Here is a 26,198-nt window from a genome sequence, read left to right as displayed (position 1 = left end):
GGTCACTCTTGCGGACGCGGCAAAGCGTAGAGCAGCAATACCGCCGTTAGCGAAAACCCCGCTCCGACGAGAAACGTCGCGTCCGCGCCAACACGATCCCAAACCAGCCCCGCGATCACACTCGCCAGAAGCAAAGTGATTCCGGTGGCCAGATTAAAGAGGCCGTAAGCGGAACCGCGCAGGTCGAAGGGAGAATGGTCAGCGACGAGCTTGGCTAGAAGCCCCTGCGTCAGTGCCATATGGGCACCCCAGAGCGCGATTCCGGCGAAGGTGCCAGCGATGCCCGGCAAGAGCGCCAATGTAAGGTCGGCGAGGACGAGGCAGGTCATTCCAGCTGCCAGGAGCGTTCGTGCGGGAACCCGATCCGATAATTTGCCGGCACGATAGGCTCCCAGTGCATAGACCAGGTTCATCACAACCAGAACCAGCGGCGCGAGCGCAAATGGAAGCCCTTCGGCGCTGGCTTTAAGGATCAGGAACGCTTCGCTGAAACGAGCGAGCGTGAAGACCACGCCGATGATAGTCGTTTCCCAGAAGGGGCGCGTAAAACGCTTCAGATCTACGACACGGATTGGCGGTCGCGCGGCGACCTCGGTATGAGAGGTCGGATTATCTTTAACTCCGATCACAACCAGCAACACAGCGATCATCGCCGGGATAATGGCGAACCAGAATACCGATCGGATGTTGTTGGCAAAGACGTACATAAGGCCAATGGCCAGTAGCGGTCCCGCGAATGCACCGATTGTATCCAGTGACTGGCGCAGTCCGAATGCCTTCCCGCGGATTTCGGAAGACGTGACATCTGCTACCAGTGCGTCTCGAGGTGCCCCCCGTAACCCCTTGCCGATGCGATCGGCGAAGCGCGCGCCAAGCACCACAGGCGCGCTCCCGGCGAGCGCGAACAGCGGCTTGGTCAGCGCGGCCATCCCATAGCCTATAAGGATAAGCGGACGGCGTTTGCCCATGCGATCCGAAATATAGCCAGAGAATACCTTGGTGATCGACGCGGTCGCTTCCGCAACGCCGTCTATCGCCCCAACGACCGCGACACTCACGCCGAGCGTCGTCGTGAGGAACAGCGGCAGCAGCGCGTGGATGATCTCCGACGACAGGTCCATGAACAGGCTGACGAACCCGAGCACCCAGACAGCGCGCGGCACCGCGGGCGGGCTCGGCTTCATGCAGCTGCTCCCTCAAGGTCACGATCGAACTGCCCGAACGCGAGCGCCAGCGTCGGCAGCACCAGCAAGTTGAGCACCATCGATGTCATCAGGCCGCCAAGGATAACGACCGCCATCGGGCCTTCGACCTCGCGTCCCGGGTCGCCCATGCCGACCGCGAGCGGAAGCAGGCCGAGTGCCGTGACTCGCCTGGTGATCGCCGCGTTACTTGTGATGACGAGAGCAGCCGCGCTGAAACACTCGACGGCCGCATGCGCCCCCTTGAGCAGCACACTGCCTTCGAAGATCTGGTGAATTCGGCGTTCTTTGATACGTCGCATGATAGTGAATGGCCTGGGGTTTACACGGCGGAGATGGTCGCAGCCTCGTTGGCTTTAGGCCGCTGCAGAGTCCGAGCCACCAGCGAACAAAGTGCTGCCCAGCTGGCACCGACGCACCATCCGCCAACGACATCGCTTGGCCAATGTACGCCCAGATATACGCGCGAGAAGCCGACCGTCAGGGTGAGAAGGATGGCCACGGCCATCAGGAATATTCTCACGGTTCGGTCGGCTTCCGCTCGCGCGAGGAGCGCGCCAATCGTCAAATAGGTGATCGCGGAGTTCATCGCGTGGCCGCTTGGAAAGCTCAGGCTGTGAACGTCGACCAAATGTGCAACGACGTCAGGTCTGGGCCGCGCATAACCAAATTTCAGTAACTTGCTCAAAAGGGCGCCGCCGGAGATAGCCAAGACCAGAAAAATAGCCGTTCCAGTCTTCCTCGAGGCAAGCAAATATCCAGCGGTCAGCACCGTCAGGAGCGTGAGAATCGTCACGCCGCCCAAAGCGGTGAGATCGATTATGGCTGTACGCAACCATACCGGTCCAATGGGGACCGCGGTATTGGTTGGCTCGCGGAACGCTTGAAGGATTAGCTTGTCGAGCGCGAAACTGTCCCCTTCCCGGATTTCTGATCCGAGGCGCAGAAAGATGAAGGCGCCGACCGCTGCACCCAAGAAAACGATCAAGATGCGGCTGTCGATGCGGTGGCGTGCGAAGAAAGGGGCAGAGAATAGGGGCATCGCTGTCCTCGCTTAATGCGTTGGGAGGTTTGAAGGTCACGCGCGTGGGAGCGCAAGCTTTGTAAGAATAGGCATCGCAATCAGAACCAAAGGGTATTGGAGCAGCAAGCCGGCAATGATTGCGATCGCCAGCGGTTGCTGAATGCCTGATCCTTGGCCGATCGCGAGCGCGAGCGGAAGCAGGGTCAGGATCGCCGCCAGCGTCGTCATCGTGATCGGCCGCAGCCTGTTGCGGCTCGCCTCGCGCGCGGCGTCGCGGGCTGGCATCTCGTGGGACAGCTCTTCGACTTCGGACATGTAAAAGATCGCCATCTCGGTGCCGATGCCGATGATCATTGTCATTCCCATCAATGCGGTGATGTTCAGCTCCACGCCGGTTGCCCACAATGCCGTGAACACGGCGGTGGTGGACAGCAGCGAGCACACGATGATGATCGTCGGCCGCCAGAACTGGCGGTAGAGGATCAGGAGCAACACGAACTCCGCGATCAGGGCCGCGATGAAGACCTTGGCGAGGCCAGCGAACGCGATCTGCTGCTGTTGGTAGAGGCCGCCCAGCTCATAGCGTATCCCGGGCGTCAGCGAACCAGGCGTGTCGAGCAGCGCCTTCACGTCGCTGACCGCCGCGCCAAGCCCGCGGCCTTCGATTCGGCCGGTGACGGCCACCATCGGTTCCAGATTTTCGCGTGTGATCTGCGGTTGCCCGGTTTCCCTCTTCACATTAGCTACGCGGCTGAGCGGGAAGACGTGACCGTCAGGCGCACGGATCGGCAGTTGCGCGAGTTCGGCCTCGGTGATCGTCATCATGTTCGGAAGTCGCACCCGCACGTCCACCACCTTTGTCGCCTGCGGCAGCGACGTGGCGATTGAACCCGTGAGCGCGGTGTTGAGCGCCGCTTCGATATCGGCGGGAGCCATACCTTCTACGCCAGCGCGAATTGGATCGACACGGATGTTGAGCGCATCGCCTGCAAGCTGGACGCCGCTCTTGACCTCGACCACGCCATTCAGCTTGGAAATTTGTGCGGCGGTTTTCTCTGCCTGAGCACGAAGCGCGGTCGGGTCGGACGAGAAAAGCTTGATTTCGATCGGCTGCGGGACCGAGGTCAGATCGCCGATCAGGTCTTCCATCAGCTGGCCGAGCTCGACCTGTACGCCGGGCACCTTGACCTCGATGGCGGATCGAACGTCGCTCATCACATCATCGGTGGTTTCGGTGTGCCCGGGTTTGAGGCGCACAAAATAATCACCATGGTAGCTTTGACCGAGACCTCCGCCGAGATCGGTGCCCAACCGCCGCGAAAAGGTGAGGACCTGGGGGTGGTGGCTGACGATTGCGTCGACCTGCGCGATCTGTCGGCTCGACTCGTCGAGCGAAGTGCCGGGGACGGTATAATAGTCCATGTTGAAGCTGCCCTGATCGACCTTGGGCATGAACCCAGTCGGGACCTTCGAGTAGCTCAGATACCCAAGCGCCAGCAGGGGAACGAGCGCGATCGCGAGCACCCACGGCCGGCGTGCGAGCCCATCGAGAGCCCGATCGTGTTGCCGGGCCAGCCAGCCTTGACCGGCACCGCCGGGGTCGCGCCATTTGCTAAAATCGACGATCCGGCGGGTCAGCACCGGCACCACGAACGCCGTCATCGCCCAGGAAATGCCCAGGGCCGCCGCCATCGTGATCGACAAGGCCTTGGAAAAGGCGCCGGTCACGCCGCTCAGGAAAGATAGTGGTAGGAAGACGATTAACGTGGCGAGGCTGGAGCCCGCGAGAGGAACCATGAACTCGCGCGCCGCGGGCAGCACGGCGGCCTCTCCGGTCTCCCTGTGTTCTTCGTTTGCGCCCGCTCGTCGGGCAATGTGCTCAACCATCACGATCACGTCATCAATGAGCAGCCCCACTGCCGCAGCGATCCCGCCAAGCGTCATCAGGTTGAAGCTCATTTTCATCATGCTGAGTACGAGAACGGTTGCTGCCAGGGTCGCAGGAACGACGATTACGGCGACTAAAGTCACACGCCAGCTGCGCAGGAACATCAGCAGCACGCCGGCCGCGAGCACCAGGCCGATCAATACCGCGTCGCGCACGCTCGACACCGATTGTGTGACGAGCTCGCTCTGATCGTACCAGTTGATGAGCTTCACCCCCGGGGGCAGGTGATAGTTTGCAAGTGTCTGCGACACGGTCTTGGCGATCTGGACCGAGTTGCCGTCCGGTTGCTGGTAGATGTTGAAAAGCACCGCTGGGCGTCCGTCCTCAACGACGCGTATCCATTGCGGCACCACTCCATCTTGAACAGTCGCAAGGTCGCGTACGCGAACGATGCCGGCGGGATCGGATCGAACGACGATATCGCCGACCGCCGATGCGCTGATGATGCTGCGATCGGCTAGAACCAGCGAAAGCCGACCGCGATCCTGAATCTTGCCAACGGCGCTCAGCACGTTCCCGGAGCTGATCGCTTTCGTTAGGTCACTCATCGCCAGACCGTAGCTGGCGAGCCGGTTTGGATCGGCCAGCACTTGTACTTCCGCCTTGTCCCCACCCTGAACCTCGACGCGGGCCAGCCCAGGTATAGATGACAGAAGCGGGGTGATTTCGTACCGGGCCAGATCTTGCAACGCGACCGGCGAGATGGACTTTGAAACGAGCGCGTAGGAGATGACCGGGAAGACCGTGGGGTCCATCCTTCGCACATTGTAGTTGGTCCCAGGCGGAAGCGAGCCGATCGTGCGCGCAATGGCCGTGTCGACCAGGAGCGTACTGGCCACCATGTCGCGACCCCAACCGAAATCGATCGAGATCTGGGCTGAACCGCGGGTCGTTTCCGAGCGAACGTCGCGAACGCCAGGGATGCTGCGGATTGCCTCCTCAACGGGGCGGGTGACGATAAGCGCCATCTGATCGGCGGGCCGGCTGCCAGCATCGAGATCGACGAGCACGCGCGGGAACGATACTTGCGGGAACAGGCCGAGCGGCAGCGATAGCGCAGCAGCAATGCCGGCCAGCGCCATAGCCATAGCGATCAAGACAAACGCGCGGGCTTGCCGGCCAAGTAGCCTTTCAAACATCAGCGCGCGATCGAGCGGACGGCTTGGCCGTCCTGCACTTGATAGGCTCCGTCCACGATCAGGGGACGGTTACGAAGGATTGGCCCTTCGACCACATCGATCTGCTCGCCCGCCAAAAGCAGATTGACCTTGATGAGGTGCGCTTTGCCGGCGACGAGCTGGAAGACGCTCGTTGGTCCGTTGGCGGTGACGACAGCACGGTGGGGTACGATCCATCCGGCGACATCGCCCACGGCGATATCGCCGCGCAGTGCCTCATTCGGAAGCACTGCGCCTGCCGGTAACGAGAGGTCCACATTGATCATGTGCGTCTTCGGATTGAGCACTCCGTCTACCCGGACCACGCGAGCAGGTATTGGAGGGCCACCATTCAGGCGAACAACCTTGGCGCGTTGGCCCACTTGGACGCGGCCCGCTCTGGCGGGATCAAGCCCGACGGTCGCAACGATGCTTCCCGTTCGCGCCAACGTTACCAACGGTGCGCCGCTCTGGGTTCGATCACCTTGCGCGACCGAGACTGTGGTGACAACGCCGCCGAACGGCGCGGTAAGGATTCGTGTCGGCTGTCCCGCACCCGATTGGCGCAAGGCCGCAATGGCGGCTTGAGCATCGCTGACGGCCTTCTCCGCCTGAACAAGTTGATCGCGCGTTGCGAGTTGCTGCGTGAGCAGCTGAGCGGTAGTTGCCCGCTGTTTCTGGGCTGCGGAGAGCGTCGTCACCGCCTGCTGATAGGCACTTACCGACGAAGGGTCGGTGGTGAACACCACGAGCACTTGTCCCGCGCGCACCGTCGAACCTGGCGTCACCGCGAGGCGCGAGACTTGGCCTGGTTGGGGAACGCTGATGGTGTCCGAGCCGCTGACCCCCGGCGCGGCGCTGCCATAGGCCGTCACCCACTCGGGTGTGGAGCCCCGCTCGATCTTTTGCAGGCTCACGAGCACCGAAGGCGTTGGAGGCGGATCGGACGGGGATGAACTACCGCACCCAGTCAGCAGTACCAGAGGTAGGAGGGCGAGCGTCTTCATTGCCGCACCTTGGCGTTGTCCAGACCTGGCAAGATTTCAACCGGCGGTAGCCCGGCTCCCACCAGAGTTTGTAGCGCCACCTGCCGGTCGAGCAGTCCCAACTCCAAAGTTACCACTTCCTGCTCCTTGGTGTAGCGATTGACGACGAGATCGACATAGCTGCGCTCGTCGAGATTGGAGGCGCCGAAGGCAGTGGCCGCGCGCTTCGCGGCGAGCCGTGCCGCCGGAAGATCACGCCGCAGGATTACAAGTTGATGAGACAAGAGATCCATTTCGGAGAGGAGAGCGCCGACCTGACCGGCGGCTGCCGCCAGACGCGCCGAATAATCCGCATGGAGCTGCGCCCGGGTCGCATTGGCGATGGCGACATTGCCTTGATTGCGATCGAAGATCGGCAATCCGATCGTCGCTTGCGGCCCGCCATTGATGACGCTGCTGTTGTCGCTGCTGGCGGTCGCCCCGAGAATCAGATCGGGAAACTGCGACAGGATTGCAACCCGGACATTGGCGTCCTGGGCATCATAGCCAAGCCGGAGCGCGACCAGGTCGGGTCGGCGATCGGCCAATGTTGTCAGATCGACACGGATCGTGGCGGGATTGAACGGAGGCAGATCGATCGTGGCCTCCAGCGGAACAACGGCATCGGGCACGAGGCCGAGCAGTGCATTGAGCTGATGCCGGAGCGAGAGTTGCCGCTGATCGAGCGTTTGCAAGGCGGTCCGCGCCGATTGCAAGGCGACGAGTGTGGGTGCCGCCGTGACCAGAGTGACGTTGCCGGCAGCGAGCGCTTGCTGGAGAACGGCATTGCGGCGGGAGAGCAGGTCGAAAGCCTCGGTCAACATGGGCCGACTTTGCTCACCTGCGATTAACTCTACCGCGAGTTGCCGCGCCTGCCCGGCGATCTGCCATTCCTGCCAGATGATTTCGGCATCGATTTGTTGGGCAGCAAAGCCGGCAGCCCGCCGCCGCGCCCGGTAGGTGATGAGCGATTTGATATCCTGGGTCAGGCCGACATTCCACGCCGTCACGGTGCCGGCTCCCGAGATCAGCGGGAGTAACGCGCCGGCAAACGAAGGGTTCGGCAGGATGCCGGATTGCAGGAGTTGTGCTTGCGCGAGGCCGTGCCGTGCGCGCGCTGCGCGCAGATCAGGATTGTTTTGAAGCGCGAGCGCGGTGACTTTAGCGACACTAAGCGGCGCTCCCGGCACGAAACCGGGGAGCGCCGCTACCGAAGGCGCCAGAGGGGGCGTCTGCACCAACGGGAGGGAGGAATAATGCGCGCAGCCCGCCACCACCAATGGGGCAAATACTAGCAGGGAGCGCGCTAGAGCGGCCCGGTTCGTCGGCAGTGGCAGTGACATTGGTCCTCCCGTTCAGCGCCGTGCCTTCGACCCGGGCCTCGCAGCGTGCAATGCTGCGATCAGCTATAAGGTGTGCTCAGTCGGGGTGCGCACCTTCGGCCTGGTTCTCCAGGACCCTGCCGGTTGTCGCATCGACGCCGACTTCATAGGTCTTGCCATGGCTCACCACATCGAAGGAGTAACGCAGACCCGTGCCGCCCGCTTCCTTTTCCAGCTCCTGGTCCGTGATCCTGCCGGGCCGCGCGTGGAGCGCTGTTGCCCGCGCCGTCGCCAAGGACACCTTCGCCGTCGACATAAGCTCGGACCCTGCCATGTGCCTGGGCGCCGCCTGCGCGCCGCTCGCAACCAGCGTGGTAGCGGCCAGCGCGATGAGATAGTTACGCATCGTCATTCTCCTGAGGCTTCATTGCCTCTGTGATCCGGACTACACCCTTCTACATTCGCGGAAGCTCAATTGGACATTAGGAATTCCTAACTTGTGCGGCGAAGATTCATTAGCACCATAGGCGCACTCGCTTAAGGAAGGCGGCCCTGACGATGAAGCTGCTGTTACTCGAGGATGACGATGCGACACGTTCGCATATTGAGAAGGCTCTGACCGCGGCCGGCCATGTCGTCGATATATGTTTGACCGGACTGGATGCAGTATTTCTTGCGAGTAGCAACGAATACTCGGTCATCATTCTTGACCGCATGGTGCCAGAACTTGATGGCCTCTCCGCGTTGAAGCAGCTGCGCGCTCAAGGCGTCTCCACGCCTGCCATCCTGCTGACCGGAATGGACGGCATCAGGGATCGGGTCGAAGGCCTCGAGGGCGGAGCTGATGATTATCTGGTGAAGCCCTTTGCGACCACCGAACTTGTCGCCCGCGTGGCGGCGCTCGCCCGGCGCCCGCCCTCTGTCGATGCCATCACGATGCTGAGGGTGGGAGACCTGGAGCTGGACCTCCTGAAAAGGACGGTAAGCCGCGCGGGACGCCGCATCGAGTTACAGGCCCAGGAGATGAAGCTCCTCGAATATCTCTTACGCCACAAGGGCGAAGTCGTGACCCGAACGATGATGCTTGAAAATGTGTGGTCGTTTCACTTCGACCCACAGACGAATCTTATCGAGAGCCACATGAGCCGTTTGCGGGCGAAGATCGATCGCGGGTTTGGCGCGGACCTCATTCACACGGTTCGCGGCTCCGGTTACCGGATCGAAGCGTCGCCGCCATGAAAAAATCAAGCTCCTTCAACAGCGCCGCTTTTCGCTTTGCTTTGCTGATTGCAGGCCTGTTCGCTGTGGGGTCGATCGTCTTGCTGACGATCGTCGAACATTCGCTTCGCGCCTATGCGGCCGAGGCGACGGCAGTTGGGCTTCGATCTGAAACAGCCATTCTGACCGAGGATTGGCCAGATGGTGGCAAGCAGGAGGTGATCGATAGCATCCGCCGTCGCCAGCGATCAGCTTTCGAGCAACCGTTTCACTTTCTGCTTCTAGACGCGGGCAACAAGCATCTGGCGGGGGATTTGCCTTTGACGGCCGCCCGGAAGGGTTGGGGGCAGGTGACTTTTGTGGACGACAAGCCTCAACCTGGTGAGTCGGGCGATCCCGAGACGTTCCAGACCCTAGGGACGCGGCTGTCGGACGGTTCGCTGCTGGTGGTGGCAACCGATACATTCGACGTACAGCGGGTTCGGCAGCGCCTTGTTGCATTCACGATCGGATCGAGCATCGCCTTGACCGTCCTGGCGCTGATCGGCGGCTATTTTATCGGGCTGATGTTCCTGCGCCGGCTTGATCGCGTTAACGGCGCGGTGGCCCGGATCATGTCGGGAGACATGGCCGAACGCTTGCCCGCGATCGGCATGAGTGCCGAGTTCGATCACTTGTCCACGAACCTCAATGCGATGCTGGACCGGATCGCCGCGTTGATGGAAGGGCTTCAGCAGGTATCGACTGATGTCGCCCATGACCTGCGGACGCCGCTTACCCGCCTTCAACAGCGCCTGGAGGCGATGCAGGGCAATAATTCCGAGGCTGCCTACGAGGCTGGCATCGCGGGGGCTTTAGCTCAGATCGACGAGATACATGTCATATTCAGGGCCTTGCTTCGAATTGGCCAGATTGAAGGCGGTGAGCGACGCGACCTTGCTCATATTGATCTTTCCGAATTGTTGGGTCGAATATCTGAAGCGTACCAGCCCGTCGCCGAGGACGCAGGCAAGTCGTTGCGAGCCTCGATTGATGAGGGTGTTGCGGTCCTCGGTGACGCCGAATTGCTTGCCCAGCTGCTCACCAACCTGATCGACAACGCGCTTGTCCACACGCCCCAAGGCACGAATATCACGATCGCTCTTCACCAGGAGGCTGCGTGTGCGGTTGTTACCGTCGCGGACAATGGGCCGGGCGTACCTGCCGATCAGCGTGGCAAGATTCTCCGGCGATTCTATCGCCTCGACCAAAGCAGGCATACGCCTGGCGCGGGCCTGGGACTGGCGTTGGTCGCTTCAATCGCCGCGTTGCACGGCGCAGAGCTGATGATCGAGGACAACGAACCCGGGTTGCGGGTTCGGCTACGGTTCGCCGCCGTCGCGTGACCATACAAGTAAATTCGACTGTCAGGGTACAAGGAGCCATTGCGTGAAATCTTCGATCATCGCCGTCGTGTTTGCCGCAACCGCGCTGGCTGGGGCCGCCCATGCCGATGCGGTTTTGGACTATTCGTTGACGAACAGCATCGCGCTCGGGTCTCCAGACCGGTGGGATTATGCCGTGTTCGATGGTCCTACGAAGCGGGTCTACGTGGCGCACGGCGATTGGCTCACCGTTCTCGATGCGCAGACAGGAGTGGTTATCGGACAGGTTGAGGGGATAGCGGGCGGCACCCATGGCACCGCTATATCGGCGCGCGATGGCTTCGGCTTTACGGACGACGGCGAGAAGGGGGAGGCTGTCGCGTTCAACCTCAAAACGTTGAAGGTAATTGGCCGTATCCCCGCGGGGGCGGATGCCGATGGCATGGTCCGTGATCCCGCTACCGGGCATATATTCGTGATCGAGGGCGACCCAGGTACCGTAACCGTGATCGATCCGGTGCAGCAGAAAGCGATTGCGACGATTAACGCAGGCGAAAAGATGGAATATGCCGCTGCGGACGATCAAGGTCACGTCTTCGTGGCGGGCGAAGCCAACAGCGACGTTCTTGAGATTGATGCGCGCACCAATAAGATCGCGGCGCGCTGGCCGACGCCGAATTGCAAGAGCCCGCATGGTCTTGCGCTGGACAAGGCAGGGCAGCGCCTGTTCATGGGGTGCGCTAACGCCCGGATGATGGTGGTCGATGCGCATACCGGGCATGTCGTTGCGGATCTTGCTATTGGCGCAGGAAGCGACGCGGTTGCCTTCGATCCCGTACGGATGCGGGTGTTCAGTTCAAACGGACGCGATGGGACGGTCACTATCTACCAGCAAACCTCCGCTGACGAATATACTGCGCGCGCGCCGATACATACGGCAGTGAGCGGCAGGACGATGACCCTCGACCCGGCGACAGGACGGCTGTTCGTTATCGCCGCCGAGACCGATCCCAGCGCGACACCGGGTGGCCGCCCGCATGTGCGGCCGGGAACCGTTCGCGCGCTCATCTATGATCCAGTTAAGTAAGCATGGATCAGCCTGCCACGAAGGAGCCACATGGCATGGCGAACCAAACCGACGCGCAAATTGCCTTGAGCAAGGTACCAGAAGTCACACTGACTTTCTGGATGATCAAAATCTTGGCAACGACGCTTGGTGAGACCGGCGGCGACACGGTGAGCATGACCATGAAGCTCGGCTATCTGGTCGGGACTGCGATATTCGCGACGCTTTTGGTTGTCTTTGTCGTGTGGCAGATCAAGGCGACACGTTTCCATCCCGCTCTTTATTGGGCGACCATCATAACCTCCACCACTGCGGGAACGACGATGGCCGACTTTGCCGATCGGTCTCTGGGCATCGGCTATCCCGGTGGTGCGACTCTGCTCCTCATCTGTGTGTTGGGCTCGCTCGCGGTCTGGCATTTCACGCTCGGATCGGTCTCGGTGGACACGGTTCGGACGCCGAAGGCGGAGATTTTCTACTGGGTCACCATCACCTTCTCCCAGACGCTCGGCACCGCTCTGGGCGACTGGATCGCTGACGCCGGGCTCGGTTACGAGGGTGGGGCGGTGGTGTTTGCCGCCGGGCTGCTGCTGCTCGTTGCCGCCAATTATTGGACAACCGTGTCTCGGGTTTTTCTCTTCTGGGCAGCGTTCATTCTTACCCGGCCGCTTGGCGCGACCGTGGGTGATTTGCTCGATAAGCCCCTCAACCAAGGCGGGCTTGCGTTCAGTCGTCCGCTCGCGTCAGCTGTCCTCGCCATTGTCATTGTCGGGTGTATCCTGCTGCTCCCGCAAAGGGCGGGGCGCCACCCCGGCGAAGAGCGAAAGACAGGCTCGTAAGCACTTCGCTGCCCAGTCCATCGGTGGCAACACTTGGCCTGGAAGCTCACCTTCAAGAGGCGGTGTCGTTTCCCATAGTGCTGGCGCTATTGCTCCCAATTGGAGTTCTAATCATGATCAGGCCGTACGAAATTCGAGACTTTTTTGTGATTTCAATACTTGCGATGACTCTTACAGGGTGCGTTACAGCAGCGGCTCATGATGACGCCATCCGGTTGGTATCAAATGCAGATATAGTAGTCGTGCGCGCGACCGCTCACCGCAAAAAGGACGGCATTCTAATTGGCGGAGACGTGCGCAGGACAAATGGTTATGCGGGAGCGGTGCCCGGTCATCTTGAAGTAATAGCACGTGACCGATCCGGGAGCATCATCGCGGCCGTGAAAGCGACTTGGGGAGAATTCATGACCCGCCGTTTTCGGTTGGCATATTTCTCGGCGTTTTTGAGAGTCAGTGATCCATCGGCAATAGCGACAATCAGCATCGAGCCTGTCACAGCGCGACCTGAATGACAGGGGCCCCTGGTGCGGGGCGCTACTGGACAAATCCTGGTGGTGTTTGGGCACGCATCCCAGCGTGGGTGCCCGCTCTCCGGTGTACGCCATCCGACGATGCTGAAGTCGCCGTGGTACGATGTCCCTCCTCATTCTCAAGCATGCGCATGACCGGCAGATCACAGGGAATCGGTTTCCGTTGCCATGTGCGAGTTCACGCAGTGGTGCGGGTGGGAGGTAGCGCTTTCATTCTGCGATCCGCAGCACCACTGGCAGGATGCCATGCATATTGGAGGCTGCAGTGACACTTAGGCCGCGGTCAAAGCGATATTAAAGCATCCTTTTGTTCGTGGTATAGATAGGGTAGGTAGGTATCCTATGGGACATCTGGTAATTAGCAATGACGAACTTCTGAAGCGGGTCCGCCGGATCGCAGGCCAGGTCAAAGCGATCGAGAAAGCGCTGGCGGCAGGCACGGATTGCTCGACGACGCTGCATCTCGTCGCAGCGACACGGGGCGCCATGAACGGTCTCATGGACGAGATTATTGAAGAGCATGTCCGAGCTCATGTAGCGGACCCTGACCTCTCTCCCGAGGATCGCTCTGCCGGCGCAGAAGAATTGATCGCGGTCATACGCCGCTACGCCAAATAAGGCTCAGATATTGACGACGACCCGCGACATTGATGCCTTTACGCACGACCATGGGGTCGGTACATAGAACAGACCCAAATATACGCTAAGCGCCGACAGCCCCGCTCCGGGTGTCGGGAAACACCCGTTTGTCGCGCATCTGCGATGGCGATAGGGTTTTCCGTCATCCCTGGTGCCTAGCGACGACTTTTGGGACAAAGCCGTCGTAGCAAGCTCAGCCACATTGAGTCGATCTACGGGAAAGGCTGTCTTGCACTCGGCGCCTCTTGCGCGACGGCATGGCGATCGCTCCCCCCGTCTAGAAAGGGATAGGCTATCGAAAGAGTCTGGGTGACATCGTCCAGCCAAACGATCAATTTCGCTATTGATTTCATCATGGTAGGCCGCTTGCATGACCGCATCCGATCGCGCCGAACAGAATCTAATCCTCCGCTGTCCGGAGCCGCTCAATGCGGAAACGCCTCCGGATAAACTGATCACGTCCTTCCTGACGCCGCAGGCGAATTTCTACATCCGCAGTCACGGACCTACGCCGGAGCTGGCCGACGATCATCGTATAGCGCTGGACGGCTTGGTCGACCGCCCGCGCTCCTACACGGTCGCCGAACTTCAAACGGCATTTGCGACCCGGACAGTGACCGCGACCATGCAGTGCGCCGGCAATCGTCGGGCACATCTTCAAGACGTGGAAAAGACTTCGGGCGATCCCTGGGACGTGGGCGCGATCGGCAATGCGGCTTGGACCGGCGTCGCACTGTGCGACGTACTCGCCGCGGCCGGCATCCAAGATGGCGCGTCGTTCGTCGGCACTACGGGGGCCGACGACGTGGATGTCGATGGTGAGACGGCGCCGTTCGGTGCCTCGATCTCGATCGCCAAGGCGCTAGAGCCGGACGTGCTCATCGCCTGGGGCATGAACGGCGAGGTGCTGGCCCCCGAACATGGCGCACCGCTGCGGCTCGTCGTGCCGGGCTATGCGGGCGTTCGTAGCGCCAAGTGGCTGACGCGCATCGAGGTGCGCGATCGCCCGTCCGATGCGCCGATCCAGGCCAAGGACTACAAGCTCTTTCCGGCGTCGGTAGCGAAGGAGGACGCGGATTGGGACCGGGGCCTGACGATCGAGGAGATGCCGCTCAACGCTGCGATCTGCGCCCCCGTGGACGGCGCGCATATCGGCGCCGGCGCATGCGAAATCGCGGGCTATGCGGTCGCCTTCGGCCGAGCGGTCTCGCGCGTCGAGGTCTCCGTCAATGACGGCACCGACTGGCTGCAGGCGGAACTGACCAGCCAACCGGATTCACCCTGGAGCTGGACGCAGTGGCACGTCACGGTCGATCTCTCGCCCGGGCTCCACGTCCTGGTCGTGCGCGCCGTCGACGGTGCCGGGCAGATGCAGCCCGAACGGCCCGAAGCGATCTGGAACTTCGCCGGCTATCTCTCGACGGCTTGGCATCGCATCACCGTCACCGCCGGCTGATGGACGCGCCGCACGACGCCGATCGGGCCCATGCGAAGCTGGCGGAGAGCGCGAGCGCGCTGAAGGACAGCGCAGTCCAGCAGGTGGACAGCGCTGATCGTCGCACGGAGCTTGCCGCAGACCGCACAATCCTCGCCGGTGAACGCACCTATGCCGCCTGGGTGCGTACCGGACTGGCGGCGCTCGCTTCCGGGATCGGCGCGCGCGCGCTGCTCAAGGACGTCGTGTTCCCGTGGCTGGCGACGGCGACCGGGACCATGCTGATCCTGTTCAGCGCCTTTTGCTTTGTCGCCGCGGTGTGGCGCGAGATGGGTGCCGGCGCCCCGCCGCCACGACCCGACATCAAGCGCCTGCCAGCGGCGTTGCTCCTGGTAATGAACGGGTTTCTTATGCTCGTGTCGCTGGCCGCGCTCGTCGGCATCTGGACGGCGCGCTCGTAGCGCAGCAGCGCTAACCACGCTACGGGCCGATCAGACCCGGCAGCGCATCGGCGGCTTTCGTGCGGTATCGCCCCTTGTGACGCAGCCCGAAAACGACGCGCGGGTCGAAACCGATCGGTCCCGCATGTAGCGTACCCGGGTCGGTCCATATAACGGGCTCAGATAGACCCTGGCGACTGACAGGTCCGAGCATTTGCCCGACCAACATGCCCATTGACGGTTGGGGCCAACGTCTCATACATCGACCTCGGCAATGGATTTCTGCCGGGCAATTTGGCCGAACCGCTCTGACATGAGCTGATGATTCCTACTTGGCGCCGTCAGGCAGCAAGGAGGAATTGTGCGCGCTACCTTTCGCAATCTGGTCGACACGCTGAACGTTGCGGCATTTGTGCGCGATCGTCACGACCATGCGATCTCTGTCCTGCGCTGGGCGCTGATCCTGCTGCCCATGGCGGCACTCGTCGGGACGCTATGTGCGGCGTTCCTGTTGAGCCTCGATACCGTTACGCGACTGCGGTTCGCATCGCCCTGGCTGCTCTATCTGCTGCCGGTGGGCGGGTTCGTGGTCGGATTGCTCTACCATCTCACCGGGCGCTCGGTGGAGGGCGGCAACAACCTGATCGTCGAGCAGATCCACGAGCCGGGCGGCGGTGTGCCGCTGCGGATGGCGCCGCTCATCTTCTTCGGCACAGTGGTGACGCATCTTTTCGGTGGCTCGGCCGGACGTGAAGGCACCGCCGTCCAATTAGGCGGAAGCCTTGCCAGCGGTTTCGGCCGCGCGCTCCACCTCGATGCGGGCGGCACGCGCATCCTGTTGAAGACGGGGATCGCAGCCGGGTTCGGCGCGGTCTTCGGCACGCCGATCGCAGGAGCGGTCTTCGCGCTCGAAGTGCTGGCGATCGGCCGCGTTGAATATTCCGCGCTGGTGCCTTGCCTTGTTGCAGCGCTGGTCGGCGATTGGACGTGCCTCGCCTGGGGTATCCATCACGGTGTCTACCCGATCGGTGCGTTGATACCCGTCGATGCGCTGCTCGTGACGAAGGCAGGTGTTGCGGGGATCATATTCGGACTGGTCGGTCTGGCCTTCGCCGAAGCCAACCACGTGGTCGGGGGATGGCTCAAGCGGATCGTTCCCTATGGTCCACTACGTCCAGTGATCGGCGGGGCCGTCGTTATCGCGCTCGTCTTCCTATTCGGCACGCGCGACTATCTGGGCCTGGGTGTCCTGGCAGCGGGGCCCGACAGCCTTACCATCGCCAGCTTCTTCGGACCGGACACGCATCCGTGGAGTTGGGCGATCAAGCTGCTGTTTACCGTCGTCACGCTCGGCGCGGGTTTCAAAGGCGGTGAAGTCACGCCGTTGTTCTTCATCGGCGCAGCGCTCGGTAACGCGCTGGCGCCTTTCTTGGGCGTGCCGACGGGCCTGTTCGCCGCGATCGGCTTTGTCGCGGTGTTTGCCGGGGCCGCCAATACCCCGCTCGCCTGCACCTTCATGGGAATCGAACTGTTCGGCGCCGCCTATGCGGTGCCGATCGCCGTCGCCTGTTTCGTGGCCTATCTCTGCTCGGGCCACAACGGCATCTACCTGTCGCAGCGCGTTGCGATACCCAAGGTGCCGGCAGACGGTCTGGCGCCCGATGCGACACTGCGCGAGACACGTACACGCCGCACAGCACTTCGCGCGCAAAACCGCGTGTCGTGAGTTGATGGCTTAACCTGATCCTCCAGATACGTCGGGCGCAGCCTTCGGATCGGGGTCCTGTGCCTTGCCCTTCGCGGAGCCCGGCTGCTTCGTGCTCATGGCAGTCAGATAGGCGACGATCGCCGGTACGTCGGCTGCGGCGACGGGTGCCTTGTAGACCTCGCGCATCTTGGTGACCTCCGCGGTCCACTGGTCGCCAGAGAGTGGTGGCTGGTTCAGCGCCATGCTCGCCGAATGACACGACGTGCAGTTGGCATTGATGACATCGGCATGCGGGCCGGCGGGATATTGACCTTCGTCGGTCGGAAGATCGACCGAGGTGGACGCCAGCGAAAAGCCGCGCGCCGAGACGCTTGGCGGCGGTGGTGCAGTCGGGGCCGCAGGCGGCGGGGCGACACGGCTGTTCGGGGAACCGATCGCAAGCAGCAGAACGACGGTCGCGCCGACGAACCCGAACGACAGCGTGCCGATGGAAGGCGTTTTCACAGGCGTTGCTCCTCAGCCGACGACGATGTTGGTGGTTTCGATGTTGCCGCGCATGAAACCGCCCGGGTTCCAGATCGGCGTCATCGGCTGCGCGAGGCCGGCGGTGTTCCAGCAGCGCGACATCAGCCTGGTCGGGCCCGCATGGGTGAGCGGAACCTGCGCATCCCAGCGGCGGAAACTGTATTTGCCGTGATCGGGGCCGAGCGTCGTCTTGTACCAGGTCTTGCCGTTGTCGGTCGACACATCGACCTTGGCGACGCCGCAATCGCCCCCCATCGCAATGCCGCCCAGCGGGATCGAGCGGTCGAACGCGATCGCCTGCCCTTCGTCGAGGCTCGTGACCCAACTGCGCGGGATCATCTTGTTGATCGGAACGGCCGGGAAATCCTTCTGGCCCGGCCGCACGTTCGCGCCTGGAGTGTCAGGGATTTTGTAAGCCTTGGCCATCCAGTAACCGTCGTCGGGTGCGGCGAGCACCTCGATGTCGTTCAGCATCTTGACCCAATAGGTCGAATACCAGCCGGGTACGATCAGCCGGACCGGGAAGCCATTGAGGAGCGGCATCTGCTCGCCGTTCATTCCGAACGCCAGCATCACTTCGCCGTCGCGTGCGTGGTCGATCGACAGCGACTTGGCGAAATCCGGTGCGCCCGTGACCACCGGCTGGTCGAGCGCACCGAACCGTACCGCGACCGCGCCCGGCTTCACGCCGGCGATGTCGAGCACGTCGCGTAAGCGAACGCCGAGCCATTTGGCGTTGCCCATCGCCCCGTGACGCCACTGCGCACCCGCCACCGGAGGCTGGAACAACGCCCGCGAATTGCCCGAGCATTGGTTGATTGCCGCCAACTCGACGCGCGGCAGCTTCAGCAGTTGCGCGAGCGAGATCGACAGCGGACGCGTGACCGCGCCGTACACCTTGATCCGGAACGCCTCGACATCGATCGCGGTCGGGATGTCGGCCCAGTGCCAGCGGACGAAGAACTGGTCGTTCGGCGTGAAGACGTCGCCATTGAACACGCTCATCGGCGTTTCCAGCAACGGCGGGTGGATACGCTGGAGGATCATGTTGCCCTTGCCGGGGAACGCGTTGGTCATGGGCCGTTCCGATGGGCCACCTGGCAGATGCAGATCGACCATGCTCTGCGCCAGCGCGGGTGCGGCGATCAGCGCGCCGCTACCGATCGCGGCTTCTGAGAGAAAGCGACGGCGGTTCATCGCCTGCGCCAATTTCATATCCAGGCTGTCCACCAGCATTCTCCCTTCGATGTCATGCTTTTATGCGCGACCCGTCCGCCGGTCTACCCGGTACGGGTCGATCGGATGCGACGGTTCGATCCGACAGGACGATCAGTTCGGCCCATCAATTGGCTTGGGCGATGCAGGGCGACACGAACAGGTTCCCGCGCCAGCCGCCCGCGACCGTCTTGGCGCCGACCAGCAGCCACATTGCTGCGAGCGCCACTGTGAGGACAGTGCCGACGATCCCGAAAAAGCCGAGCTGAAGCGTCGTGCCGAGCTTGAAGGTGGCGACCGTGGAGACGCCAAGCGGGAAGGTATAGCCCCACCAGCCGAGGTTGAACGGAATGCCCGCGCGCCAGTAGCGGATCGTGATCAGCGTCGCGAGCGCCAGCCACCACAGACCGAAACCCCAGAGCAGCAGCCCGGCAATCGTGCCAATCCCCTGCGCTACCGCGCCGATCTGCCCCAGGCCGTTGGCGGCGAGGATCGCGGGCGCGTTGCTGCCGAGCACCAGCATCCCAAGCGCGCCGGTGCCAATCGGACCGAGCGCGAGCCAGCTCGAGGCGGCCATGCTCTCGTGCGGCAGCTTGTGCAGTGCCATCCGCAGGATCAGGATCGCGAGGATGCCGAACGCGACCGGCACTGAATAAGCCCAGAGCACATACGACGTTGCGAGCACGACGAACTGGTGATGCGCGTCCGCCAGATGCGGGGCGAGCAGGCCGCCGCTCGCACCTGCGACCTCCGCCGCGACCACCGGCAGCAGCCACACCGCGGTCATGCCGTCGAGCGAATGTTCGTGCCGCGTGAACATGAGGTAGGGGATCGCCACACCGCAGGCGAGCGACATCGCGACGTCGATCCACCACAATGTCTCGGCGATCGGGATCACGCCGGCGCCGAACCGCGGCAGGCCGAACGCCAGGAACCCGTTGATGATCGTCGCGAGGCCCATCGGGATCGTACCGATGAACATCGATACGGTGTTGTGCCCGAAGATCCGCCGCGCCTCGTGCCCGAAAATCGTCCAGCGCGCGGTGTAGAGCCCGGCGAACAGCGTGAAGAGCGCGATGTTGAAATACCACAACACCTCGCCGACCGGGTGCAGCGATGCGCCGACGCCCGGCACCTGCGGCAAGGCGAGCGCGAGAATGCCGGTGCCCATCGTAGCGGCGAACCAGTTGGGGGTGAACTGCCGGATCATCTCGCGCGGGGAGTCGAGCCGGCTGAGGGGCTTCAGGCCATCGAAAACGGGTTTCAGATCGGCGGTCACTTGCCAGTCTCCTTGATGAGATCGGTCAGCGCATCGGCCGCCCGCGTTCGATACCGCTCTTTATGGCGCAGCGCGTAGAACGGACGCCGCGGCAGACCGAGCGGTAGATCGTGCAACGTGCCGGCCGCGATTGCAGGTGCGACGACATGCTGCGACAGCACCGCGACGCCCGCCCCGGCCTCGACCGCGCTACGTACCGCCTCGTTCGATGGTAGCATCAGCGCCACGGTGAGGTCCGACGGATCGACGCCGCGCTGGCGCAGCACCTCCTCGAACGACCAGCGCGTGCCCGATCCCTGCTCGCGGACGATCCAGCGTGCGGCGCGGATCCAGTCCTCGTCGATCGTGTCGGCTGCGCGGTCGCTTACCAGCACCATGCGGTCGTTCGCGACCGTCCAATGCGCGAGCGCGGGCTCGTCGATCACACCCTCGACGAAGCCGAGCTCGACCGCACCGTCGAGCACGCGCGCCGCGGCCCCCTCGGTGTTGTCGATCGCCAGTTCGATTGAGATCGCGGGGTAGCGCGCATGGAACGCGGCCAGCTGGCGGGGCAGCCAATAGCCCGCGATCGTCTGGCTTGCGACTAGCCGCAGAGTGCCGCGCTCCAGTCCTGCATATTCGGCCAGTGCAAGTTCCGCGCTGGCGGCACGGCCAAGCACTGCGCGTGCGTCGACCAGAAACATGCGGCCCGCTTCGGACAGTTCGATCCCACGGCCGACCCGGTGGAACAGCGGCACGCCGTGCCGGGCTTCCAGCGCGGCGATGGCAGCGCTTGCGGCTGACTGCGTCACATTGAGCGCTTCGGCCGCGCGCGTCATGTGCTCGCGCTCAGCGACACCGACGAAAATCCTGAGTTGTTCCAGGGTCATGCCCGATCTCCTTGCCCCAATGATAGGGAAAGGAGATCAATCGCACCAACCAAAGATTACGGTCATTCCAATCAGATATACCGATCGGTCATTTCAGAATGTCGATAACCGCCTCACGTTCATCGACCAGTTCGGCAATCGTGCGATCAAGCATCGTTCGCTGGAATGGATCGAGGATCAGTCCTTCGATACGCGCATACCCACCGCTTTTGCAGTGCACCGGCACGCCGCACACCAGCCCTTGCGGGATACCGTAGGAGCCATCTGACACCACGCCCATCGACACCCAATTGTCGCCTGCGCCGTGCACCCAATCGCGCAGATGGTCGATCGCCGCATTTGCTGCCGACGCGGCCGAGGACGCACCCCGTGCTTCGATGATCGCGGTTCCGCGCTGCGCAACGGTGGGGATCAGGGTCTCGCGGTACCAGGCCTCGTTTCCGATACGGTCGGCAAGCTTTTGGCCATCGAGTTCGGCATTCCCCCAGTCGGCAAACTTCGTCGGCGAATGGTTTCCCCAGACGACGAGCTTTGTAATCGCATCGACACCGACACCCGCCTTGGCCGCAAGCTGTCCCTGCGCGCGGTTGTGATCGAGGCGGATCATCGACGTGATGTTTTCGGCAGGGAAACCCGGTGCGCTTTGCGCAATGATCCAGGCATTTGTGTTGGCGGGATTACCGACGACCAGGATCTTGGCGTCGCGTTTGGCCACTGCGTCCAGCGCTGCGCCCTGCGTCTTGAAGATCGCTGCGTTGGCAGCGAGCAAATCACGGCGCTCCATGCCCTTCGAGCGGGGACGAGACCCGACCAGCATGGCCGCATCGATGTCCTTGAAAGCCACCATCGGATCATCAGTAATGATCACATCTGCCAGCAGCGGGAACGCGCAATCCTCCAGTTCCATGACCACGCCGCGTACTGCGTCCAGCGCCTGCGGCACGTCGAGCAGTTGAAGGATAACGGGCTGGTCCGGTCCGAACACGTCACCCTGCGCGACCCGGAAGAGCAGCGAATAGCAAATTTGTCCTGCGGCACCGCTGATCGCGATCCTGACGGGGGGCTTGGTCATTTTGGAAAGGGCTTTCGTTGGGAGATTACAGACGGTGTGAGACCGATCAACGCGCCGTCAGGGCAAGCGCCGCATCGCGCCCGGATGGCACCAGATTGGCGAGACCTTTTCCTGATCTTACGGCACCAGGAACGTAGATCAGGCTCTGCGCATCCGTACTGATCGGGATCGTCGACACGGTGGTGTACGTCAGCGTGTCGATCCCAGCGACCTTGTTGGTTCCGGCCAGGCTGGCATAGATCCTCGTACCATCGCCCGACGGCCAAACCGCACTCGGAGCCGCTTGTAGCGGGACGGTTGCCACAGCCTCCAGGCTGTCGGTTCTATAGACCTTGATTGCAGGTTGATCGCCGCCAACGCTGACATAGGCAAAGGAATCGTCTGCGCGCTGGGCGAAGTTGACCGCGCCCGTTGCTGGACCAGTGTTTATCACTTCGCGTACCGCAAACGGCGGTTTGGCAGCAAAGACCGTGGTCGTGCCGCTCTCGCGGCGTGTTGCCCAGATCTGTTTGCCATCTGGCGAGACCGCGATTGCTCCCGCACCTGCACCGTTGCTGGCAACGTGTCCGACGACGCGCCGATGCTCGACGTCGACAACCAGGATGGACGGCCTTTCAGTAAGCGATACAAAGGCATAGCGTCCGTTTGGCGACAGGATGGTCGCGCCCGCTCCGCCACTTGCTGGTACGCGGGTGATCTCCCGCGCTGTCTTAGGATCCACGACCGCGATGGCATGTTCATCGCCGAGCGAAACCCAGAGTTCGTGCCCATTGGGCGTAAACGCGACGGCGGTAGGCGACGTCTGGAACACGGTCCGGCCTCGTTCCGTGTTCGTGGCCAGATCTACGAGCGTCACACTGTGCTGCGCTAATGCCGATACCGCCAGGGTCCGCCCGTCACGCGTTGCAGCCAGGTGCTGGACTTTGGGGCTGGAAAAGCTGGGCTCAGCTATCGCGCTTTTGGCGAGGTCGATCCGTCCCAGTTCGTTGCCCGCTGCAGGATCGATGACAACGATCTTCGTCGATGTAGGGTCAGACACATAGATCCGGTCATGATGGCTGAGGTCGATATCAGCCTTCGACCACGGTGCCTGAACCGCCTTGATATCGTAGGGAAAGTCGTCCGCCGCAGGTGCAGCCCAATAGGCCTGAGCGATCGCCGGGACTGGCGCTACGGAGGCCAACATCGCGGCAACCAGAACGATCGCAGCTTTCATCGTTTGATCCTTATCACGGACCCGGCGGGTGATCGTGCCGGTCCGATGCCGCTAGATCGACCGATATGTCCCTCGCGTCCAACGCATGGTCGCGATGATTTCAATACGAAAACGCGATTATAGATCGCCGACCGTTCCTGTTAAATGATTGGAATGACCGTGGTTATGCGTTGGACCGACCGCCCCGCCGCAATCATCTATCCTGTCACGCTCGGCATTCATCGAGACGCGCGGAGACTTCCTCATGGCAACACAGCCGATCTACGATCTCGCTACCGAGACACTCGTTGCTCCTAAGCCTGTGCGTCGACATCTCGCAATCGTGCCGGATGCAGGCAATTATGACGAGCTGGAAAGAACGGCTCCAGGCATCGCATCGCGCGGCGTCCATCCTGCCACGTTGGGCTTGCTCGTCGGCGTGTATGCAGCAATGTTGCTGACTTTCTGGACCTTCTTCGCACGTGATGCAGCTACGGCGCTCGTCCTGACGGTCGTGTCGGTCTTCATGATCCTGTATTTCGGTCTGATTGCTGGCGGCATCGTACTCAGCGATACTCCCGCCCCCGGCGAACCCCTCCGTTCGTTCTCGGAGTTCATCAAGGGCCCGGTCGATATCTTGACGGGCACGATCACAGGGCGCGAAGCGGCTATACAGATGCTCTTTCTCCCGGCCTGCATGGCCGTGCTAGCAACGATTATCGGCATCATCGCTCGCGTGTCGTAAACAGGAAAACTAGGGACAGGACGATGAGATCACGCATGACCTTGCTGATGGCGATAGGCTTGTCCGTATCGACCGCTGCTATCGCGCAAACGGACGGCTTCGCGTCCGCGATGGATGCGGCGATGACGCGGATGCACGGCGCGATGATGACCGGCTATTCAAACGATCCCGATCGCGACTTCGCAAGGATGATGATCCCGCATCATCAAGGTGCGATCGACATGGCTGAGATCGAGCTGCGTTACGGCAAGGACGAACGCCTGCGCCGGCTTGCGCAAGGGATCATCGTCGAACAGCGTCAGGAAATCGCGGTGATGCAGGGCATCCTATCCGAAGGCGGCGCGTTGCCACGTCACACCGGACCGACCGCGACTGGTCACCCCCATCACGGAGACCGTCCATGAAGCGTTTCACCCTAACCGCCTGCACCGCCTTGTGCTTTTCAGGCCCTGCGTTTGCCCAGCAAGTGCCCAATGCGACCCCCGACATCCCTGTCAGCGCGCAGGACCGGTTCTACACGTCGGACCAGTTCTCCAACACCGTGTCGGTGATCGACCCATCAACCAACACGCTGCTCGGCGTCATCAAGCTCGGCGACCAGACCCCCGCCAACCTCAGCCCGCTCTACAAGGGGCAGCTGCTTGTCCACGGCATGGGCTTCTCGCCCGATCGTAAGACGCTGGCGGCGATCTCGATCGGTTCGAACTCGGTGACGTTCATCGATACCGCGACCAATGCCGTGAAGCACACGACCTATGTCGGGCGCTCGCCGCATGAGGCGTTTTTCCGCCCCGACGGTCGCGAAGTCTGGGTCGCGGTGCGCGGCGAGGATTATATCCAGGTGCTCGACGGCAAGACCTTCGCGCCGACCACGCGCATCCCCGTCCCCAACGGCCCCGGCATGACGATTTTCTCGCCGAACGGGAAATACGGCTATGTCTGTTCGAGCTTCTCACCCGAGACCGTGGTGATCGACACCGCCTCGAAGAAGATCGTCGGTCGCGTCAAGCAGGCAAGCCCGTTCTGCCCCGACATCGCCGCGACGCCCGACGGCAAGCAGGTCTGGCTGACGCTGAAGGACGTCGGCAAGGTCATGGTGTTCGACGCCAAGCCACCCTTCGCAGTGCTGAAGACGTTCGACACCGGCGCGATCACCAACCACGTCAACATCGCCCGCACCAAGGCCGGCCAGTTCGCCTATGTGACGGTCGGCACCGAGAATGTCGTGAAGGTGTTCCGCACCACCGACTTCGTGCAGGTCGCGAGCATCCCGGTCGGCGCGCTGCCGCACGGTCTGTGGCCGTCGGGCGACGGCTCGCGGATCTATGTCGGGCTGGAGAACGCCGACGCTGTTGCGGCGATCGACACCGCCAGCAACACCGTCATCGCGACGATTCCGATCGGTCAGGGGCCGCAAGGCGTGGCCTATGTTCCCGGCGCGGTGCCGGTAGGCGAAGGCCGTGCAAACCTGATACCGCTCGCACAGGCCGGCATGAAGATCCAGCTGACCCTCGCCGGGACTGGCCGCAGCCAGGTCACGCTGTTCGATCAAGGCCAAGTCCAGATCCTGCAGGCGGCGGTTGCGGGCCTCAGCCCAAAGATGCCCTATGTCCTTGGGCTATCCTCCCGCGCTGATGGTGGCGGCGTGATCCAGCCTCTGGCAAAGTTCATGACCAATCCGGCTGGCGGCGCGATCGTCAACACGCTCGGACCGCTCCGCCAGATCGTCAGCGACGCGAAGGGCGACATGCGCCGGTACCTCGTCATTGCGTCAGGCGACCCGATGATGCCGAGCGCTGTCGTTCAGGTGCAGAAATGAGGGTTCAGGTGAACCCTGCGATCTCCTGTCCGTATCCAGTATCTTGGTCATGACGCCGGTATAGGTTGCCGCAGCGTCTTGAGACTGTCGGAAAACACATGTTTTCGGACACCCTTGGGTGATCCCTCGGCTTTGGTCGGCAATCCTGCGCCTGAATAGTCGACAAACCCTGTCGCTTTGATGTAGTGTACGACAAAGTGGTTTTGAGGGTTTGTCGTACATGCTGGTCGGATATATGCGGGTGTCATCGGCCGATGATCGCCAAACTGTCGATCTTCAGCGCGACGCTCTGGTCGCGGCGGGTGTCGATCCGCGTAATTTGCATACTGATAAGGCATCGGGAGCACGCGACGATCGACCGGGCCTGAAGGACTGCCTCGATTATCTGAGTGCGGGCGATACGCTGATCGTGTGGAAACTCGATCGGCTTGGGCGATCGTTGCCGCATTGGCTCTGTTGCAAAAATCGTGAAGCTTGAGCATGCTTGGCGGAGATTGGACGGACGGAACGATGACGGATTTCAAGTGGCGCCATTTCCAGGGTGATGTGATCCTGTGGGCGG

The 26,198-nt window shown here is 62.2% G+C and carries 26 protein-coding genes, 1 pseudogene and 1 riboswitch; of the genes and pseudogenes, 13 read left to right on the top strand and 14 right to left on the bottom strand.

Annotated features, from left to right (window positions below; genetic code table 11):
* Positions 1-2 precede the first annotated feature (2 nt).
* From FFS35_RS15945 to FFS35_RS15915, 7 genes are all read right to left on the bottom strand, one after another.
* Positions 3-1,184 carry an MFS transporter gene (locus FFS35_RS15945; RefSeq protein WP_068075283.1) on the bottom strand — a complete coding sequence of 394 codons (1,182 nt, stop codon included), beginning with the start codon at positions 1,182-1,184 and terminating at the stop codon, positions 3-5.
* Positions 1,181-1,504, bottom strand: coding sequence for an efflux RND transporter permease subunit (locus FFS35_RS20205; protein ID WP_068075281.1), 324 nt, complete (start codon positions 1,502-1,504; stop codon positions 1,181-1,183). The genes FFS35_RS15945 and FFS35_RS20205 overlap by 4 nt, the downstream gene beginning before the upstream one ends.
* Positions 1,505-1,524: 20 nt before the next feature.
* On the bottom strand, positions 1,525-2,244 hold the full coding sequence (locus FFS35_RS15935) for a phosphatase PAP2 family protein (RefSeq protein ID WP_068075278.1): 720 nt from the start codon (positions 2,242-2,244) through the stop codon (positions 1,525-1,527).
* A gap of 36 nt (positions 2,245-2,280) precedes the next feature.
* A complete protein-coding gene (locus tag FFS35_RS15930) occupies positions 2,281-5,313 on the bottom strand; it encodes an efflux RND transporter permease subunit (RefSeq protein WP_068075274.1) in 3,033 nt (1,010 codons plus the stop codon).
* The gene (locus FFS35_RS15925; RefSeq protein WP_068075271.1) at positions 5,313-6,338 is read right to left on the bottom strand and encodes an efflux RND transporter periplasmic adaptor subunit; all 1,026 of its coding nucleotides are present in this window, start codon (positions 6,336-6,338) and stop codon (positions 5,313-5,315) included. The genes FFS35_RS15930 and FFS35_RS15925 overlap by 1 nt, the downstream gene beginning before the upstream one ends.
* Positions 6,335-7,699, bottom strand: a complete 1,365-nt coding sequence (locus tag FFS35_RS15920; RefSeq protein ID WP_084356049.1) for a TolC family protein — start codon at positions 7,697-7,699, stop codon at positions 6,335-6,337. The genes FFS35_RS15925 and FFS35_RS15920 overlap by 4 nt, the downstream gene beginning before the upstream one ends.
* Before the next feature lie 76 nt (positions 7,700-7,775).
* On the bottom strand, positions 7,776-8,084 hold the full coding sequence (locus FFS35_RS15915; RefSeq protein WP_249341689.1) for a PepSY domain-containing protein: 309 nt from the start codon (positions 8,082-8,084) through the stop codon (positions 7,776-7,778).
* Positions 8,085-8,236: 152 nt separating this feature from the next.
* Between FFS35_RS15915 and FFS35_RS15910 the strand changes: the two genes are divergently transcribed.
* From FFS35_RS15910 to FFS35_RS15870, 9 genes are all read left to right on the top strand, one after another.
* Complete coding sequence (locus tag FFS35_RS15910) at positions 8,237-8,917, top strand: response regulator transcription factor (RefSeq protein ID WP_068075265.1); 681 nt, start codon at positions 8,237-8,239, stop codon at positions 8,915-8,917.
* The gene (locus FFS35_RS15905; protein WP_068075262.1) at positions 8,914-10,281 is read left to right on the top strand and encodes an ATP-binding protein; all 1,368 of its coding nucleotides are present in this window, start codon (positions 8,914-8,916) and stop codon (positions 10,279-10,281) included. Before FFS35_RS15910 ends, FFS35_RS15905 begins: the two co-directional genes overlap by 4 nt.
* A 43-nt stretch (positions 10,282-10,324) precedes the next feature.
* The gene (locus FFS35_RS15900) at positions 10,325-11,347 is read left to right on the top strand and encodes a YncE family protein (protein ID WP_068075258.1); all 1,023 of its coding nucleotides are present in this window, start codon (positions 10,325-10,327) and stop codon (positions 11,345-11,347) included.
* Positions 11,348-11,382: 35 nt separating this feature from the next.
* A complete protein-coding gene (locus tag FFS35_RS15895) occupies positions 11,383-12,165 on the top strand; it encodes a hypothetical protein (protein ID WP_068075395.1) in 783 nt (260 codons plus the stop codon).
* Between the two features lie 113 nt (positions 12,166-12,278).
* Entirely contained in the window at positions 12,279-12,677 is a 399-nt protein-coding gene (locus FFS35_RS15890; protein ID WP_133722806.1) for a hypothetical protein, read from the top strand.
* Between the two features lie 360 nt (positions 12,678-13,037).
* The gene (locus tag FFS35_RS15885) at positions 13,038-13,313 is read left to right on the top strand and encodes a metal/formaldehyde-sensitive transcriptional repressor (RefSeq protein WP_137787973.1); all 276 of its coding nucleotides are present in this window, start codon (positions 13,038-13,040) and stop codon (positions 13,311-13,313) included.
* A 391-nt stretch (positions 13,314-13,704) separates the two neighbouring features.
* Positions 13,705-14,790 carry a sulfite oxidase gene (locus FFS35_RS15880; protein ID WP_043150693.1) on the top strand — a complete coding sequence of 362 codons (1,086 nt, stop codon included), beginning with the start codon at positions 13,705-13,707 and terminating at the stop codon, positions 14,788-14,790.
* Positions 14,790-15,230, top strand: a complete 441-nt coding sequence (locus FFS35_RS15875; RefSeq protein WP_137787972.1) for a DUF202 domain-containing protein — start codon at positions 14,790-14,792, stop codon at positions 15,228-15,230. The genes FFS35_RS15880 and FFS35_RS15875 overlap by 1 nt, the downstream gene beginning before the upstream one ends.
* Positions 15,231-15,470: 240 nt before the next feature.
* Positions 15,471-15,547, top strand: a riboswitch (Fluoride riboswitch).
* Between the two features lie 23 nt (positions 15,548-15,570).
* A complete protein-coding gene (locus FFS35_RS15870; protein WP_043150688.1) occupies positions 15,571-16,935 on the top strand; it encodes a voltage-gated chloride channel family protein in 1,365 nt (454 codons plus the stop codon).
* Positions 16,936-16,944: 9 nt separating this feature from the next.
* Here the strand turns inward: FFS35_RS15870 and FFS35_RS15865 are convergent, their stop codons facing one another.
* The 6 genes from FFS35_RS15865 to FFS35_RS15840 form a co-directional block, all read right to left on the bottom strand.
* Positions 16,945-17,421, bottom strand: a complete 477-nt coding sequence (locus FFS35_RS15865) for a hypothetical protein (protein ID WP_137787971.1) — start codon at positions 17,419-17,421, stop codon at positions 16,945-16,947.
* Positions 17,422-17,433: 12 nt separating this feature from the next.
* A complete protein-coding gene (locus FFS35_RS15860) occupies positions 17,434-18,678 on the bottom strand; it encodes a molybdopterin-dependent oxidoreductase (protein WP_200866904.1) in 1,245 nt (414 codons plus the stop codon).
* A 106-nt stretch (positions 18,679-18,784) separates the two neighbouring features.
* Complete coding sequence (locus FFS35_RS15855) at positions 18,785-19,936, bottom strand: TDT family transporter (protein ID WP_137787970.1); 1,152 nt, start codon at positions 19,934-19,936, stop codon at positions 18,785-18,787.
* Positions 19,933-20,805 carry a LysR family transcriptional regulator gene (locus FFS35_RS15850; RefSeq protein ID WP_068075249.1) on the bottom strand — a complete coding sequence of 291 codons (873 nt, stop codon included), beginning with the start codon at positions 20,803-20,805 and terminating at the stop codon, positions 19,933-19,935. Before FFS35_RS15850 ends, FFS35_RS15855 begins: the two co-directional genes overlap by 4 nt.
* Positions 20,806-20,893: 88 nt before the next feature.
* Positions 20,894-21,877, bottom strand: coding sequence for a malate dehydrogenase (locus FFS35_RS15845; protein ID WP_137787969.1), 984 nt, complete (start codon positions 21,875-21,877; stop codon positions 20,894-20,896).
* A 46-nt stretch (positions 21,878-21,923) separates the two neighbouring features.
* The gene (locus FFS35_RS15840; protein WP_068075246.1) at positions 21,924-23,093 is read right to left on the bottom strand and encodes a hypothetical protein; all 1,170 of its coding nucleotides are present in this window, start codon (positions 23,091-23,093) and stop codon (positions 21,924-21,926) included.
* A gap of 244 nt (positions 23,094-23,337) precedes the next feature.
* Between FFS35_RS15840 and FFS35_RS15835 the strand changes: the two genes are divergently transcribed.
* The 4 genes and pseudogenes from FFS35_RS15835 to FFS35_RS15820 form a co-directional block, all read left to right on the top strand.
* Positions 23,338-23,817 carry a hypothetical protein gene (locus FFS35_RS15835; RefSeq protein ID WP_043150680.1) on the top strand — a complete coding sequence of 160 codons (480 nt, stop codon included), beginning with the start codon at positions 23,338-23,340 and terminating at the stop codon, positions 23,815-23,817.
* Positions 23,818-23,852: 35 nt separating this feature from the next.
* Positions 23,853-24,221 (top strand): DUF305 domain-containing protein, encoded by a 369-nt coding sequence (locus FFS35_RS15830; RefSeq protein ID WP_008828623.1) that lies wholly within the window; start codon positions 23,853-23,855, stop codon positions 24,219-24,221.
* The gene (locus FFS35_RS15825; protein ID WP_037535052.1) at positions 24,218-25,636 is read left to right on the top strand and encodes a YncE family protein; all 1,419 of its coding nucleotides are present in this window, start codon (positions 24,218-24,220) and stop codon (positions 25,634-25,636) included. The genes FFS35_RS15830 and FFS35_RS15825 overlap by 4 nt, the downstream gene beginning before the upstream one ends.
* Before the next feature lie 220 nt (positions 25,637-25,856).
* Positions 25,857-26,090 (top strand): annotated as a pseudogene (locus FFS35_RS15820) (recombinase family protein); the annotation flags it as partial.
* On the opposite strand, the gene FFS35_RS20200 reads toward FFS35_RS15820, so the two are convergent.
* The coding region (locus tag FFS35_RS20200; RefSeq protein WP_212742226.1) for a hypothetical protein at positions 26,018-26,198 on the bottom strand (181 nt) is incomplete at its 5' end. The pseudogene FFS35_RS15820 and the gene FFS35_RS20200 sit on opposite strands and share 73 nt — an antisense overlap.

It is taken from the genome of Sphingomonas sp. 3P27F8 (assembly GCF_005502745.1).
GTDB lineage: Bacteria > Pseudomonadota > Alphaproteobacteria > Sphingomonadales > Sphingomonadaceae > Sphingomonas.
This window is presented reverse-complemented; position numbering and strand designations above follow the sequence as displayed.

What these genes read in the sequence shown, in the direction of transcription:
- FFS35_RS15945 (WP_068075283.1), bottom strand. Translation starts at nt 1,184, where the DNA reads ATGAAGCCGAGCCCGCCCGCGGTGCCGCGCGCTGTCTGGGTGCTCGGG.
- FFS35_RS20205 (WP_068075281.1), bottom strand. Translation starts at nt 1,504, where the DNA reads ATGCGACGTATCAAAGAACGCCGAATTCACCAGATCTTCGAAGGCAGT.
- FFS35_RS15935 (WP_068075278.1), bottom strand. Translation starts at nt 2,244, where the DNA reads ATGCCCCTATTCTCTGCCCCTTTCTTCGCACGCCACCGCATCGACAGC.
- FFS35_RS15930 (WP_068075274.1), bottom strand. Translation starts at nt 5,313, where the DNA reads ATGTTTGAAAGGCTACTTGGCCGGCAAGCCCGCGCGTTTGTCTTGATC.
- FFS35_RS15925 (WP_068075271.1), bottom strand. Translation starts at nt 6,338, where the DNA reads ATGAAGACGCTCGCCCTCCTACCTCTGGTACTGCTGACTGGGTGCGGT.
- FFS35_RS15920 (WP_084356049.1), bottom strand. Translation starts at nt 7,699, where the DNA reads ATGTCACTGCCACTGCCGACGAACCGGGCCGCTCTAGCGCGCTCCCTG.
- FFS35_RS15915 (WP_249341689.1), bottom strand. Translation starts at nt 8,084, where the DNA reads ATGCGTAACTATCTCATCGCGCTGGCCGCTACCACGCTGGTTGCGAGC.
- FFS35_RS15910 (WP_068075265.1), top strand. Translation starts at nt 8,237, where the DNA reads ATGAAGCTGCTGTTACTCGAGGATGACGATGCGACACGTTCGCATATT.
- FFS35_RS15905 (WP_068075262.1), top strand. Translation starts at nt 8,914, where the DNA reads ATGAAAAAATCAAGCTCCTTCAACAGCGCCGCTTTTCGCTTTGCTTTG.
- FFS35_RS15895 (WP_068075395.1), top strand. Translation starts at nt 11,383, where the DNA reads ATGGCGAACCAAACCGACGCGCAAATTGCCTTGAGCAAGGTACCAGAA.
- FFS35_RS15890 (WP_133722806.1), top strand. Translation starts at nt 12,279, where the DNA reads ATGATCAGGCCGTACGAAATTCGAGACTTTTTTGTGATTTCAATACTT.
- FFS35_RS15885 (WP_137787973.1), top strand. Translation starts at nt 13,038, where the DNA reads ATGGGACATCTGGTAATTAGCAATGACGAACTTCTGAAGCGGGTCCGC.
- FFS35_RS15880 (WP_043150693.1), top strand. Translation starts at nt 13,705, where the DNA reads ATGACCGCATCCGATCGCGCCGAACAGAATCTAATCCTCCGCTGTCCG.
- FFS35_RS15875 (WP_137787972.1), top strand. Translation starts at nt 14,790, where the DNA reads ATGGACGCGCCGCACGACGCCGATCGGGCCCATGCGAAGCTGGCGGAG.
- FFS35_RS15860 (WP_200866904.1), bottom strand. Translation starts at nt 18,678, where the DNA reads ATGCTGGTGGACAGCCTGGATATGAAATTGGCGCAGGCGATGAACCGC.
- FFS35_RS15850 (WP_068075249.1), bottom strand. Translation starts at nt 20,805, where the DNA reads ATGACCCTGGAACAACTCAGGATTTTCGTCGGTGTCGCTGAGCGCGAG.
- FFS35_RS15845 (WP_137787969.1), bottom strand. Translation starts at nt 21,877, where the DNA reads ATGACCAAGCCCCCCGTCAGGATCGCGATCAGCGGTGCCGCAGGACAA.
- FFS35_RS15840 (WP_068075246.1), bottom strand. Translation starts at nt 23,093, where the DNA reads ATGAAAGCTGCGATCGTTCTGGTTGCCGCGATGTTGGCCTCCGTAGCG.
- FFS35_RS15835 (WP_043150680.1), top strand. Translation starts at nt 23,338, where the DNA reads ATGGCAACACAGCCGATCTACGATCTCGCTACCGAGACACTCGTTGCT.
- FFS35_RS15830 (WP_008828623.1), top strand. Translation starts at nt 23,853, where the DNA reads ATGACCTTGCTGATGGCGATAGGCTTGTCCGTATCGACCGCTGCTATC.
- FFS35_RS15825 (WP_037535052.1), top strand. Translation starts at nt 24,218, where the DNA reads ATGAAGCGTTTCACCCTAACCGCCTGCACCGCCTTGTGCTTTTCAGGC.